12 protein-coding genes are annotated in these 14,046 nt (G+C 38.5%); 3 read left to right on the forward strand and 9 right to left on the reverse strand.

What is annotated here, in order from left to right; genetic code table 11:
* Nucleotides 1–4 precede the first annotated feature (4 nt).
* A complete protein-coding gene (locus tag LKE46_RS12460; RefSeq protein ID WP_291722764.1) occupies nt 5–1,375 on the forward strand; it encodes an N-acyl-D-amino-acid deacylase family protein in 1,371 nt (456 codons plus the stop codon).
* 19 nt (nt 1,376–1,394) lie between these two features.
* Here LKE46_RS12460 and LKE46_RS12465 read toward each other — a convergent pair whose 3' ends face one another.
* Nucleotides 1,395–2,252, reverse strand: coding sequence for a phosphatase domain-containing putative toxin (locus LKE46_RS12465; RefSeq protein WP_291722767.1), 858 nt, complete (start codon nt 2,250–2,252; stop codon nt 1,395–1,397).
* A 75-nt stretch (nt 2,253–2,327) separates the two neighbouring features.
* Complete coding sequence (locus tag LKE46_RS12470; RefSeq protein ID WP_291725689.1) at nt 2,328–3,662, reverse strand: MATE family efflux transporter; 1,335 nt, start codon at nt 3,660–3,662, stop codon at nt 2,328–2,330.
* A 221-nt stretch (nt 3,663–3,883) separates the two neighbouring features.
* Between LKE46_RS12470 and LKE46_RS12475 the strand changes: the two genes are divergently transcribed.
* Entirely contained in the window at nt 3,884–4,390 is a 507-nt protein-coding gene (locus LKE46_RS12475; protein ID WP_291722770.1) for a hypothetical protein, read from the forward strand.
* A 75-nt stretch (nt 4,391–4,465) separates the two neighbouring features.
* Here the strand turns inward: LKE46_RS12475 and LKE46_RS12480 are convergent, their stop codons facing one another.
* The 3 genes from LKE46_RS12480 to LKE46_RS12490 all read right to left on the reverse strand — a co-directional run bounded on the left by LKE46_RS12480 (nt 4,466) and on the right by LKE46_RS12490 (nt 6,602).
* Nucleotides 4,466–5,359, reverse strand: coding sequence for a DUF4351 domain-containing protein (locus LKE46_RS12480; protein WP_291722773.1), 894 nt, complete (start codon nt 5,357–5,359; stop codon nt 4,466–4,468).
* Nucleotides 5,360–6,097: 738 nt separating this feature from the next.
* The gene (locus LKE46_RS12485) at nt 6,098–6,355 is read right to left on the reverse strand and encodes a Txe/YoeB family addiction module toxin (protein WP_291722776.1); all 258 of its coding nucleotides are present in this window, start codon (nt 6,353–6,355) and stop codon (nt 6,098–6,100) included.
* On the reverse strand, nt 6,348–6,602 hold the full coding sequence (locus LKE46_RS12490; RefSeq protein ID WP_291722778.1) for a type II toxin-antitoxin system Phd/YefM family antitoxin: 255 nt from the start codon (nt 6,600–6,602) through the stop codon (nt 6,348–6,350). Before LKE46_RS12490 ends, LKE46_RS12485 begins: the two co-directional genes overlap by 8 nt.
* Before the next feature lie 182 nt (nt 6,603–6,784).
* On the opposite strand from LKE46_RS12490, the gene asnB reads away from it, so the two are divergent.
* Nucleotides 6,785–8,626 (forward strand): asparagine synthase (glutamine-hydrolyzing), encoded by a 1,842-nt coding sequence (asnB, locus tag LKE46_RS12495; protein ID WP_291722781.1) that lies wholly within the window; start codon nt 6,785–6,787, stop codon nt 8,624–8,626.
* 53 nt (nt 8,627–8,679) lie between these two features.
* On the opposite strand, the gene LKE46_RS12500 is transcribed toward asnB, so the two are convergent.
* The 4 genes from LKE46_RS12500 to LKE46_RS12515 all read right to left on the reverse strand — a co-directional run bounded on the left by LKE46_RS12500 (nt 8,680) and on the right by LKE46_RS12515 (nt 14,037).
* The gene (locus LKE46_RS12500; protein WP_291722784.1) at nt 8,680–9,618 is read right to left on the reverse strand and encodes a carbohydrate-binding protein; all 939 of its coding nucleotides are present in this window, start codon (nt 9,616–9,618) and stop codon (nt 8,680–8,682) included.
* A gap of 79 nt (nt 9,619–9,697) precedes the next feature.
* The gene (locus LKE46_RS12505) at nt 9,698–10,438 is read right to left on the reverse strand and encodes a class B sortase (protein ID WP_291722787.1); all 741 of its coding nucleotides are present in this window, start codon (nt 10,436–10,438) and stop codon (nt 9,698–9,700) included.
* Nucleotides 10,439–10,447: 9 nt separating this feature from the next.
* A complete protein-coding gene (locus LKE46_RS12510; protein WP_291722790.1) occupies nt 10,448–11,599 on the reverse strand; it encodes a YibE/F family protein in 1,152 nt (383 codons plus the stop codon).
* 62 nt (nt 11,600–11,661) lie between these two features.
* Nucleotides 11,662–14,037 carry a metallophosphoesterase gene (locus LKE46_RS12515; protein ID WP_291722792.1) on the reverse strand — a complete coding sequence of 792 codons (2,376 nt, stop codon included), beginning with the start codon at nt 14,035–14,037 and terminating at the stop codon, nt 11,662–11,664.
* Between the last annotated feature and the right edge of the window lie 9 nt (nt 14,038–14,046).

Below are 14,046 nucleotides of genomic sequence, written 5' to 3' on the forward strand. Positions count from 1 at the left end.
CAAAATGAATATCTATGATGTAACGATAAAAAACGGCTATATTGCAGATCCTGAAAGAATGACCGTGGAAAAGGGAAACATAGGCATAAACAGCGGCAGAATATGCACTGTCACAGACACTCCAATATCAGGCAGGATTACAATTGATGCATCCGGCAGGATAGTAAGCCCCGGATTTATAGATATTCATGCCCACATAAACGGAGATGCAGTATGCGGAAAGCTGTCCCTGGCACAGGGTATAACTACCACCATAGGAGGAAACTGCGGCGGGGGAATACTGGATGTCGAAAACTTCTTCTCGCGGCAGGACAGCGGCGGCTTTCCCATAAACCAGGCACAGTTTGTGGGCCACTCCTTCCTCCTGAGAAACGAGGCGGGTGCATGTGATCCATATGTTCCGGCCACAAAGCGCCAGATTAAAACCATGAAAAAGCTTCTCAGGCAGTCCTTCCGTGAAGGCGCCATAGGAGTATCCTTCGGGCTGGAATACGCTCCCGGCTCCTCCTTCGAGGAGGTAATCGAGCTGAGCAGAATAGCTGCTGAATACGGGAGACTCGTTTCAATACATACGAGGCTTTCAGGTCCGGGCGAGCTGGAATCCCTGAAGGAGGCCATAGACATTTCGGAAATAACGGGAGCACGGGTTCAGATATCACACCTTGTCTATCAATATGGTACGGGCATAATGGCACCAGCCCTGGAGATGATTGAAAGTGCACGGAAAAGTGGATTTGACGTATGGGCGGACAGCGGAATGTATACCAACTTTGCCACGGGAATGAACACCAGCGTCTATGATCCGGATCACATAAAAAAATTCGGGTGGAAATACGGCAGCATGCTGGTAGCCTCCGGAAAGTACAAGGGACAGTATCTCACCGAATCCCTCTACCACGAGCTGAGAAAAAGCCTGGAGGATATAATTGTGATATGCTTCACCGGAGTTGAAGAGGAAATATACGATGCCCTGAATGCGGATTTTGTAGTTCCCTCTTCTGACGCAGGGCCAAGCCCTTCCGGAAACATAAAAGAAGGTCATCCACAGAATTCAGGCACCTTCCCGAGATTTTTCAGGGAAATGGTGCACAATAAAAACCGTCTTTCAATTATAGATGCGGTGAGAAAGTCATCTCTGCTTCCTGCAGAAATACTCGGCTTTGAAAACAAGGGGAGGATAAGGGAAGGCGCAGATGCCGATCTCGTAGTATTCAATCCCGATACAATATGTGACAATTCGGACTTTGAAATTCCGGACAGGCAGCCTTCAGGAATTGACTATGTGATTGTAAACGGGAAAATCTCCGTAAAAAATGGTCATGTGCTGGACAATGCACTTTCCGGCAGAAGCATAAAATACCCCGGTGCCATATAAGCCCGGAGTATTTTTTTAATCAGCTGTTCTCCCTGAGCCACTGTGTCCAGGAGGTTTCATAATTGTCATTGTTGGATTTTGCATATTTATAAAAATTTCTTATGAGATCCGATCTCCTATGTGACTCACTTTCCTTGCCATCTTCGGGTTTAAGAAGATTCTTGCCGCCCAGGAGAACCTGCCTTTCCATTATATCTTCAAGGCTGTCCTTTTTTGCATTCTTCATTATGTCATACATTGTCATAAAGGTTGTTGTCCTTCCTATTCCAGCCTTGCAGTGAAAATGGAGCCAGGTGTCTTCCGGCAGCTTCCTCACTGTATCCACAAAATAATCCACCATTTCATCCTCAGGTCTTTCCGTATCTGTAACAGGTATTCTTATATAGTCCATTCCGTGTTCTTCTACGAGCTCCTTTTCACTCTGAACTTTTTCAGGTATTATTTTCTTGTCCTCTACCATGATTGGTTTTCCAGGTTCTACTGATTTGAGCTTTTTCTTCTCGTCCTTTATTACCTGTTTCTTTGTAAGTCCCTTGTTGGCCTTGTTGCTGCCTTTAGGTTTCCAGCTCACCGCCATGTCGTTTATGAATCCGTGTGATTCCTGCCTGAGATCCACAACTGTTATGTTACTACTGCCTATTGCCTTCTTCATAAGGTCGATATTTCCGCCTGTAAACTGTGCACTTCCGGAGGCCTTAAGTTCCGTATCCTTCCTGAATCTCTTGGGCATTTCTCCGTTTTTGCTGGAATCTATGGATATATTTACAGAATCGCTTCCATTACTTGGTTTGTACAATTCTTTTGAATAGACATCTGAAATTCCTATGAGAGACATGAAAAATAGGATAAATGCCAGTATTCTCAGTCTTTTCTTCATATAATAAATCACCTCGCAAAATTTTTGTATCCATTATATTTTGTTTAGTAATTTACTAATTATACGTTTAAAATTTCATTGTCTTTTTATCAATACAATATTCTTCCATTTTCCTTTTTTAAATCTTGCATAATATAGAATTCCCCGCACCAGCCAGTCCATGTACATGCCTGTCCATATTCCTAAAAGCCCCAGTCCCAGACTTATGCCAAGTATATATCCAGTTACTATTCTGAAGACCCACATTCCTATAATTGTCGTCACCATCGTATACCTTGCATCTCCTGCACCCTTGAGCCCTGCAGGAAGTACAAACGCAATAGACCAGAGGGGTATGCAGAGTGCATTTGTCCTGATAAGCAGTGCTGTAAGATTTATGGTTTCCACATTTGCCGTATACAGCGATGCCCACAAACCTGCTGCTGGAAAAGAAACAAGGCAGAGAAATATCAAAAGCACCGTAGACATCTTATACAGGTAGGAAAGACATCTCTCTGCCTCATTACTGTCTCCTTTTCCCATGTACTGCCCTATCAGTGCCGTTGCCACAATTCCAAGGGAAGTTCCGGGTATATTGAGCATGGTAGCTATGGAATTCCCTATTGTATTTGCAGCTATTGATATTGTACCCATTCCCACGACAAATACCTGTGTAATAAGTTTCCCGCCGGTAAATATCAATGATTCCACACTGGCAGGTATACCCACAAGAAATATTGGTTTTATGATATCCATGTCAAACCTGAAGCTAAAAATACCAGTCAGCCTGAGCACTCGCGTACCTCTCAGAAGTACAAAAAGTGCAGCAATTCCGCCTACCGTTCTGGCTATTGCAATTCCAAGTGCAGCACCTTTTACACCCATGCTTGCAAGATTGATATTGAAGCCCAGAAAGCTGAAATTGAGGCCGTATATAAAAATATATCCGAGTATTACATTGAGTACATTCATGAACATGGTTATCTTCATGGGAGTTTTTGAATCGCCGCTTCCCCTCATGACTCCATTTGCTATGAGATCCAGTGCTATCATTGGATATGTAACCAGAGTTATTCTAAAATATACTCTGGCATAATCTATGACAATCCTGTCCGCCGCACCGTAGAGAACAACTATGAGCTGCTTTTCAAACAGAAAAATCAGAAGAGTTATGACAAGGGATATAAGTACTCCTGAATAGAGAGACTGCTTCATGGCCACATTTGCCATATTCCTGTTCTTCTGTCCTATATACTGTGCCACCACTACAGTCCCGCCTACTGCAAGTGCCGAGAAAAAGGCAATGAGTATGTAATTGAAGGAATCTATCATTCCTATTGCAGATACGGCCTCCTTGCTTATATGGCCTGCCATCATGGTATTCACCATGCCAAGGGTTGCCACGAAAAGCTGTTCAGCAAAAATTGGCATGGCCAATTTATATACATCCTGTCTTATAACAATTCTCTTTTTTAATGTCAATTTGCCAGTCCATCCTTTCAGACAATCTATTTGCCGTATAAATATAGTATAAATAAACAGTTGAACAAGTCAATATTTTTAATCTAAAGGGATTAAATTAAGACTTAATTTTTTATTCACTAAATCAAATAATACCATAAACGAAGATATAGAATAAGGGGTGATTATGTATGAGTGATATTTACATAAATAGTTATAACAATCAATCGAACTTAGATATTAATAATTTATCTATAAGCAAAATTACTGACGAAAATCAATCTAATAATAGTTCTAAAGAATTAATGAATGATGATACTAAAGATAAGGTAGAAATAAGTGTAAAAAATGATATTTTGATTAATACTAAAAAAGCATATGATGCATTTAAAGAAACTAATAAAGAGTACGGCATTGTATCTGCTGATGGATACTACCAAGATATGAGTGTAATTTTGGGGCATATAGAAGTGGCTATGAAAATTATGGGGTTGCCTACAGCAACTTTTGATTTTAATGGGTTAACTGATGAAAATAAAGAGAATGGAGATTTTTTAGGGTTTATTGATAAAATTAAAAATTTTGCACATGAACTAAATAAAAAAAATGAAGGTACTGATCTTATGACTGTACCTGACTCTTTCTTTGATTTTTGTGATTCTTTCAAATCCAAATTGAAACAATATGGTTGTAAATAAGTATAAATAAAAGCACTTTTAGCCAAAGTACTTTTATTTTTCCCATAGTAATCTCCAAATAAATTTTATCCTGTCCTATTTTAAATATTTATAAGTATCTTCCAGCTTTTTAAAGTCAAGTATTTCGTCAACTATTATTTCAAGTACGGTAGTGTCAGAATTTTCTATCTTTGCTTTTATATTATCAGGTAAAATACCAAACTTTTTAGTCAGCAGCCTAGTAGATGTTCTTACAAGTTCCTGTCTTCTTCCTTCTTTTCTTCCTTCTTCCTTACCTTCTTTTTTACCTTCTTCTCTCAATAGTCTTCCAAGTTCAGTCATTCCAAACACCTCCTTGATTCTATCCATATTACTGCCGTCTACGAATTTTTCAGCAAAAGCATACAAAAGAGCTAGTGAATTCATCTGGTTTTTGTCGTCTTTTATTTGCCTGGCTAGTTTTATAGATTCCAATATTCTATCATTCCTATCTTTAGTACTGTTCATTATAGGTAAAAATACGAGAGATAATAAATCATTACTGTTTAAAGTATCATTAGATTTTATTTTATGCTCCAGGTATTTGTATTTTACATCACCATCCAGGTTACTCATATAGAAGGCATTAACTGAATATTTAATAGATCCTATATTTATATTTGTTTCGGCTTTTTTAATATTTGAAGAATAAACTACAATTGTATTTACGGCTCTATTTTCTTTATAATATAAAACTGCATCATAGGCAAGAAATCTTGAAAGGTCACTTTTCCTATTTGTAGTCTGAAACTCAAGGTGCAAATAGGAGTTGTCGTCTAATAAAAATGTATAATCCATAAAGGAAGTATCTATTTGAAGATTTTTTAGTTCAGTTCTCGCAGCAGTAATTATTTTTGATTTTATGCCAAAGAATTGAAGTGCATCTTCTTTGAAAACATCCAGTATACTTTTCATTATGGCATCTTCAATATTTTTGATTTTTTCCGGCATAGGGGCTAAACTCCTTTGCAATTTAATAACTGTATCTATAATATATATTATCATATTTTGTTATTCTGGAAACCTATTTTGATATGAAATTCCATACTTGCTTATAATTTATACTTTATTAAACACAAGTGTAAGACTATATCCCCAAAATAATGATTGTAATATTACAGTATATATATTATTGTATTTTAAAAGTAGTTGATTTGGAATCAAACTTAAGTATGTTAAAATATAACTTGTTATTAAAATAAATAAAATAGATGATACTAATAATTTAAAAATATTAAATCTTAAACTACCACTTTTTTTAAATAATTCTTTAATAGAATTTTCTAGTCCTAATAAAAATCCAAATATGGCAAAAAATATAATAAGATTTATGGTAAATAATCCTATATTAAATGTAATTTGTAAATTTTTATATATATTATTCAAATAAATGCTCCCTAATAGTGTATATATAATTAAAACTAATATGTATACATTAGCACCTTTAATTTTCAACATTACCACATCCCTAACAATTAATTGTAGTGATCAGTTATTTTAAAATGATTTGCTATTATCCAGAAAATACTTTATACATATTTACTATATCATATATTTTTTATATAAATTGTCGAATTTAGTAAATAATTTTTACAGTTTACCTCCTGAAGAAAGTGTTAAATGATACAGAATAAACAAAAACACCCTTAACAGGGTGTAAAAATATCAGTAATATTTAATTTAAGTTTACTACTTATAATGTTCTTTACAACTTGCAATATAAATATTTCCATCATCAATACCATAAATAAGCCTATGAACGTCCGTTATCCTTCTGCTCCAATATCCTGACAATTCATGCTTCAATGCTTCAGGTTTTCCAATCCCTTCATTTCCATTTCTCTCTATATCCTTTATTAGTTCATTAATTTTCCTCAAAATTTTTTTATCCTCTGACTGCCAGTATACATAGTGATTCCATGCAATATCTGAAAAAATCTTATTCATCTAGCAACTCCATTTTCTTTCCTTTTCCCATTTTAAGCTGATTAATAGAGTTCAATAATTCATTATAGTATTCAGGATTACTTCTTACATATAGATTCTCCAATAAGTTATTATATTCTGATTCTGACATCATAACTACATTTTCACCACGTTTACGAGTGATAATAATTGTTTCAAAGTCACTTGTTGCTTTATCACAGAAATCTTTAAAATTCTGTCTTACAGCTGAATAACTTGTAGCTATCATAGCATCACCTCCACGTTTATATTGTACAATAGATTGTACAATTATGCAAGCAAAATAATGGCCATGTATCCAATCTTAAATTTATCAAATTCATAATAATATTCCTCTTTTATGCACATATATAATTTATAGTCATAAATTATAATTAACGTGGATAATAATATTTTCGGAGGTAACTTTGTATGTGTGGAATTGCTGGATGGATTGATCTTAAAGAAAACATCTCAAGAAACAGGGATGTAATCATAAACATGACAAATACATTGAAAGAAAGGGGACCAGATGACGAAGGGTACTATCTTTCTGAAAATGCCCTTCTCGGCCATAGAAGACTTGTAGTTGTAGACCCTTCCGGAGGTGCCCAGCCAATGTCAAAAAGTGCTGTCGGGAGGAAATTCATAATTGTATACAACGGAGAACTCTACAACACGGAGGATCTGAGAAAGGTACTCAGGGACGAGGGATACGAATTCGACTCCTATTCTGATACCGAGGTACTCCTGACAAGTTACATTCACTGGGGACCCGAGTGCCTTCACCATATAAACGGCATATATGCCTTTGCCATATGGGATGAAGACAAAAAAAGCCTTTTCATGGCACGGGATCCTCTCGGTGTAAAACCCCTTTTCTATACTATAAAGAATAATTCCCTCATATTCGGCTCGGAGATCAAGACAATTCTTGCCCATCCTCTTGTAGAGCCCATAGTAGACAGACAGGGACTTACAGAGATATTCGCACTTGGCCCCGCAAGAGCCCTCGGGAGCGGCGTGTTCAAGAATATACGCGAAGTTCCTCCTGCCAACTATCTTCTGTATACACCAGATGGTGTAAAGCTCAGTGAATACTGGAAACCGCAGTGCAGGCTTCATACAGAAGACGTGGAAACCACTGCAGAGCATGTAAGGACTCTTCTCCTGGATGCCATAAAAAGACAGCTTGTGGCAGATGTTCCCGTGTGCTGTCTGCTTTCAGGAGGACTTGATTCAAGCACAATATCTGCAGTTGCAGCTTCGGAGTTTAAAAAACAGGGAAGAACTCTGGATACCTACTCCATCGACTACAAGGACAACGACAAGTACTTTGAGGCAAATTCCTTCGAGCCCACTCCGGACAGGGTATGGGCACTGAAGATGTCAAAATATATAAACAGCAGACATCATGGAATTGTAAATGACAACAAGGCTCTTGCGGATGCACTATACGATGCGGTAATAGCCGGAGATCTCCCTGCAATGGCGGACATAGATTCCTCCTTCTACCTTTTCTTCAAGGAAATAAGAAAGAAGAATACCGTAGTACTCTCAGGTGAATGTGCCGATGAAATTTTCGGGGGATATCCCTGGTACAGGAGACCCGAAGATATAAACGCCCACACTTTTCCATGGTCAAAATCCATAAATTCACGAAAGGAAATACTGTCGGGTGAATTGAAGAAACTTGACCTTGAAGGATATCTGAATGAACAGTATGAAGGTACTTTGAAACAGGTTCCCCACCTTGACGGAGAATCAAGGTCCGAAGCACGGATGAGGGAACTGTTCTATCTCAATATAAAATGGTTCATGATAACACTTCTTACAAGGAAGGACCGCATGAGCATGGCAAACAGCCTTGAGGCAAGAGTTCCCTTTGCAGACTACAGACTTGTAGAATATGCCTTCAACATACCTTCAGAGATGAAATTCTACAAGGGGCGTGAGAAAGGGCTTCTCAGAAAAGCATTAAAGGGTATTCTTCCGGAGGAAATCATTGAACGTAAAAAGAGCCCTTATCCAAAAACCCACAACCCCGAGTACACAAAACATGTTCAAAAGTGGATGAGACGCATAATGGCAGACAAAAGCTCGCCCATACTGAATCTTATAGACAAAAAGGCCGTGAAGGAACTCATAGATACAGGAGGTTCCTCCTTCAAAGCTCCCTGGTTCGGACAGCTCATGCGTGGTCCACAGCTCCTTGCCTATTTGATCGAGATAAATATATGGCTCAAGGAGTACAAGGTAAAAATAGAATTTTAGAATAATAAAAAACAGCAGTATCCGCTGCAAAATGGATACTGCTGTTTTTATTTTTATCTTCTATAGGTGTGCCACAGTGAATTCCCGCTTCCCCTTGCAAATACATCCGTCCTGTTGGGGCCCCAGGATACTGCTGCAGGTGCCGAGTTTATGTTTCCTCCTATACTCCACCAGTTGCTCCATCTGTTTCCATCCCAGGACATTGTAATAAGCTGATTGTTGAAACCTCTTGCAAATACTTCAAGCCTGTTTGCCCTTCTTGAAGAAACCGCAGGTCCCGAAGTCAGCAGTCCACCGAGATTCTGCCAGCTGCTCCACCTTGTCCCGTTCCACCATATATGCTGCAGACGATTGCCCTGTCCTCTTGCAAATACGTCAATTCTGTTTGGTCCCCAGGATACTGCTGCAGGTGATGAGGTAAGATTTCCGCCGAGGCTCTCCCAGTCACTCCATCTGCTTCCATTCCACCATATATGCCATAGTGCATTGTCGGTACCCCGTGCAAACACGTCAAGCCTGTTCGCACCCCAGGAAGATACTGCAGGTCCTGAAGTAATAATGCCGCCAAGGCTTTCCCAGTCACTCCATCTGCTTCCATTCCACCATATGTGCCATAGTGCATTGTCGGTACCCCGTGCAAACACGTCAATTCTGTTCGCACCCCAGGATACTGCTGCAGGTGCCGAAGTAATAGTTCCACCGAGACTTTCCCAGCTGCTCCATCTTGTTCCATTCCACCATATGTGCCACAGTGCGTTGTCAGTACCCCGTGCAAACACGTCAAGCCTGTTCGGTGCCCAGGAAGATACTGAAGGTGCCGAAGTCAAATTTCCTCCGAGATTTTCCCATCTGCTCCATCTTCCCGCCGGAACCGGAAGTACTATAACATTTCTTGGTACAAATCCGGCATAGCTTCTCATCTGCCCGTTTGGAAAAGGATAAAACGGCTGATTCATAGAATAGAAATTGTTTGAAAATGTATTATTGTTCATTAGGAACCTCCTTATTTTTTGTTCCTGTTTAAATACTGCCAATTACATTCTATGAATAGAGTTGAAAAAATGTTACTTTCTATTTAAGCACTGCACATACAATCGTTCTGGCCCCATCAAATTCATAACTGCAGGTATACAGGGTCAATATCCTTTTAAAATCGTTATTTTTAATGTTTTTATGATAAATGGATCTCTGCTTTAAAAAGTCTATATATTTCATATATTCTTCATCTGAAGCAAAATTAGTTCTGAGTTCATTCTTCTTTTCATCCACTACAAATACAGAAAAGACTTCATATGTATATTCCTTGTTGTCTTTTATGATTTTTACAATTCCCTTTTTAAAATTTTCTTCTTCTTTGAAATTATTTATTTTATTAAACATGGTGGAGCTTTTCATATTATGCCCGTAAATGATCATATCTCTGCCTGCATCATGTTCATCATTATTTTCTACGAATATGCTCCCCGATGCACTTTTTTGCCTGTAAAAATTATTGCTTAGATAAAATTCATTGTCCTTTCTCTGGACAACAGGATAACTTATATCCGTATTGGGAATATTCATACCAAAATATCCTATATCAGTGTCTGGAATACTTATCCAGAATTTATAATCCGGATTGATTTTTCTCAATTTTTCTTCTGCCGCATTTATTTTGGCGTTATGTTCAATTTTGGGCTTCAACGCCTGAATTTCAAAGTAGCTTTTAATATTCCTATAGTAGCCTATGCACCTGTAGCCTATTTTAACTACACAAAATACAATTACTACAGCTAAAATTACATTCGCCAAAATTTTTACATTCTTTTTCATAGTTCACCCTTATATAAATTTTTTTGCACACCTGCCGGTAAGCAGTCTGCAGGTTATAAAGGATACTATAGGTACCGTCAAAATAACTCCGATACTTCCCGATACCCCCTGCATAATCTCTATTCCAACAGAATACATATTGATAATCTGGTTGTATTTCATATTGTAGGCATATATCAAAAGCAGAGTATTTATGGAACCACCTGTAAATGCAAGTATAAGTGTATTCGACATGGTCCCCATCATATCCTTCCCGACATTTATTCCAGAGACAAACAACTCCTTGAAGTCAAGTTCGGGATTTTTTTCATGTATTTCATTTATCGTAGATGCTACAGACATGCTGACATCTATTACTGCACCAAGAGATGCTATAAGTATTCCTGCAAATAAAATTCCACCTATATTCAGATGTGTCTTGCTGGATATGACCACCAGATCCTCTATCTCCGACACATTATATCCGGATATTTTCGCAAAATATCCAAACGCCGAAGCGGCTCCACCTGCAATAACAACTCCTGCAATAGTCCCCAATACTGCTGCTACTGATTTTACAGTCAAACCATCTATCAAATACATGGTAACTATCGTGACCAGTATTCCTATAACAACTGCAGATAAAAATGGAGAATATCCCCTATAGATCATTGGTATAAATAAAAATACAATGCAGATGAATGTAAATGCAAGCCCCACAACAGACTTGAAACCTTTTTTACCTCCAATTGCCCATAGTATCAAAACAAAAATTCCTACAAAGGCATATACAATCGGTCCCCTGTTGTAGCTGTATACAGTAGCCACATAGTTGTCCCCAGATACGCTAAGCGAAACAACAACCTTCATTCCCTTTTCACAATCGGCACCGTAAAGATATCCTGAAGTACTGGTGGCATTTAGCACTCTTCCCTTATAACTTCCGCTCAGCATTTTTATTTTTACTGTCTGCCTTCCTACACGTGAACCATCTTCCTGTATGTTGTCCTTTATGATATCCTCAACTACAGCCTTGTCAAAGGACACACCTTCCTTGTTGGAAAACTGTACTTTGTCTATCTGATTAAAGGAATACAAAAATGCAAAAAAGCCCAATGCCAGTACTGCTATAACTGCTCTCCTGATATTGGCGGTTCTGTCACCAAATAGTCTTGAAATCATAGTCTGTTCCTCCAGTTCATATTAAAATTACAGGAGCACCTACATGCTCCTGTAATCCTACTTTATTTTTCAAATAATTTTCTCTTCCTGTTTATGAAAAGCAGTGCTGCTGCGGAAAGTCCTGCAAGAGCAGCAAGAGGATAGAATTTAAAATCATCTCCTGCCTTGAAGTTTTCTACTGCCTTGTCTAGTTCTTCACGTGCATTTTTAACATCATCCGGCGAACTGTCCTCTGAGCCAAGAACAGCTTTTGCCTTTGCAACTGCAGCTTTAAGTGCATCTGCTTTTTCCTGCTTATACTGTTTATCTCCAGTTCCTATCTTGTCCTTGGTATCTTCCAATAATGCATCTGCATCATTTGTTGCAGATTGGAGTCCTTCTTCATCAGAACTATCGCCGGAACCACCTTTTACGACACTGTTTTTGAAGTTTTCTACTGAAGTATTCAAAGCTTCAGTAGCTTTGTCCAGCGCTGTCTGTGAATCGTCATCCAAGTCAAGAGCAGTCCTGGCTGTTTCAATTGCAGCATTAAGCTTGTCCTTTGCTTCCTGAGGATACTGTCCTTCTTTTGTACCTACAGCTGCTTTATCATATTCATCCTGTGCAGTATCTATTGCAGTTTGAAGTTCTGTCTTGTCGCCCTTAGTCTGAATACCATCAATGGCACCTTTCAAATCTGCATATGCCTTGGCAATTGCTTCTTCACTGGCTTCCTCAGAAACAGCTTTTGCAGCCTCAAGTGCAGTATTCAATTTTTCAAGGCTTGCCTTTGTATAGTTGTCACCATCAGCAACTTTTTTCTCTCCTTCTGAAATCAAATCTTTCAACTCATCAAAAGTTGCTTTACTGTCCTCCGATTTTACAATAGTAAAGGAGTTGTCAATTTTTGCTCCAGTATCTGTCCTGAAAGTATTTATAGTAAAACTTGTATCATCAACAGACACAGTGGAGTAAGTCGGGATATCCTCCTGCCATCTTGCAGCTACATAGGCCTGCTGATTTTTTACCAGGTCATAATATTTACTTCCTGATGCAGAATCTGCAGTCATATACAGTATACCGGTTGGATTTACAACTGTCTTTGAATCATCCAAGCTATTTGCATCTTCCAATGTACTCTGATCCACACCTGTTTCACCATCTTTTATGTCAACCTTCTGCACTGCTTTTGGATCTTCAATACTCTTTAGGTAATCCTTGTATTCCTGACTTGTTTCCTTTCCTTCCAGGTCATTATCTTCAAACTGAGTTTCGAATGTATCATCATCAATCATCTTGGATTCATCCTTAACTCCACCCTTTAACATGTATGATCTTGAATAAGTATGGTCATGTCCTGTGAGTACAATATCAATCTTATTGTCTTCAAAAATAGGAGCCAGGTTATATCTCTTGTTTACTATTTCAGGTTCGTTGGAATGTTCACCAGGTCCATATATGTCATGGTGGAGTGTTACCACACGCCATTTTACATCTGGATTTTTAGAAATGGCTTCTTTGATGATATCCTCATGTTCTGCATAATTTTCACTGTTGGTGTTCAGGTCAATGAACAGCGTATTGCCGTATGAATAGTAATAATCTCCACCAGCTGTCGTCGTTCCCTTATCTGATGCATTAGGGTTGTTAAAGTGATATGTGTAATTTACATTTTTTGAATCGTGGTTACCTATAGTAGTGGCAACTGGCAGTGATTTCAGTGCCTCCGGGCTCAGATATCCTGCATATTCAATATTCTGTGACTGCTCATCCTCTTCTTCCTTTGTAGTCTGAATCTGATCTCCTGCCGAAATCATGAAGCTTACATCTGGATTTTGTGCCAATGCGGTATTTATGGTATTGTTCCAGTTGAAGCTGTCATTTCTTACAGCCGCATCCTGCCCCTGTGATCCACTTTCACCTGTTGCAGTATTGCCGCTTGAAGAACCTATCTGCGGATCTCCCACAAGCAGGAAAGAAAAGCTTTCTGTATCCTTAGTCCTATATATAGTTGGAGCTGTCCATTCACCATTTACTGTATAACTATAATAATATGTTGTATTTTCTTCCAGTCCTGTTGCTGTAGCATGATTATAATTATAACCTTTTGTATAAGTATTCTCCGGAACATCTCCCTTAGTTACATCAATTTCTTTTGCATCGCTTAAATCCTGTTTTGTGCCAATTTTCAGCTGTGGATCAGCTTCACCATCTTTTGAATACCAGCCGAAGTTCAACTCAGTTGCATTTCTTCCCGGTGTCAGTGACATCTGCGTAGGATCCTTCTTTACTGTCTCCCATTTTTGTACCCAGACATCCCAGACACCATTTTTTGCTGCTTCTGTTTGACTTGCCTCAGTCCATCCATCGTTGCTTGCTGCAATTGCGGTAATTCCTGTTGATGTAAGCATAGTAGCCGTCAACAGCAGTACCATCATCTTCTTGTTTCTCTTCAACATGTTTGTATT

The sequence above is a fragment of the Clostridium sp. genome, from assembly GCF_022482905.1.
Taxonomy (GTDB): Bacteria; Bacillota; Clostridia; order Clostridiales; family Clostridiaceae; genus Clostridium_B.

Coding starts and splice junctions, on each gene's coding strand:
- LKE46_RS12485 (WP_291722776.1), bottom strand. CDS start 6,355: ATGAATAAGATTTTTTCAGATATTGCATGGAATCACTATGTATACTGG.
- LKE46_RS12460 (WP_291722764.1), top strand. CDS start 5: ATGAATATCTATGATGTAACGATAAAAAACGGCTATATTGCAGATCCT.
- LKE46_RS12490 (WP_291722778.1), bottom strand. CDS start 6,602: ATGATAGCTACAAGTTATTCAGCTGTAAGACAGAATTTTAAAGATTTC.
- LKE46_RS12475 (WP_291722770.1), top strand. CDS start 3,884: ATGAGTGATATTTACATAAATAGTTATAACAATCAATCGAACTTAGAT.
- asnB (WP_291722781.1), top strand. CDS start 6,785: ATGTGTGGAATTGCTGGATGGATTGATCTTAAAGAAAACATCTCAAGA.
- LKE46_RS12470 (WP_291725689.1), bottom strand. CDS start 3,662: ATGCCAATTTTTGCTGAACAGCTTTTCGTGGCAACCCTTGGCATGGTG.
- LKE46_RS12500 (WP_291722784.1), bottom strand. CDS start 9,618: ATGAACAATAATACATTTTCAAACAATTTCTATTCTATGAATCAGCCG.
- LKE46_RS12465 (WP_291722767.1), bottom strand. CDS start 2,252: ATGAAGAAAAGACTGAGAATACTGGCATTTATCCTATTTTTCATGTCT.
- LKE46_RS12510 (WP_291722790.1), bottom strand. CDS start 11,599: ATGATTTCAAGACTATTTGGTGACAGAACCGCCAATATCAGGAGAGCA.
- LKE46_RS12505 (WP_291722787.1), bottom strand. CDS start 10,438: ATGAAAAAGAATGTAAAAATTTTGGCGAATGTAATTTTAGCTGTAGTA.
- LKE46_RS12480 (WP_291722773.1), bottom strand. CDS start 5,359: ATGCCGGAAAAAATCAAAAATATTGAAGATGCCATAATGAAAAGTATA.
- LKE46_RS12515 (WP_291722792.1), bottom strand. CDS start 14,037: ATGTTGAAGAGAAACAAGAAGATGATGGTACTGCTGTTGACGGCTACT.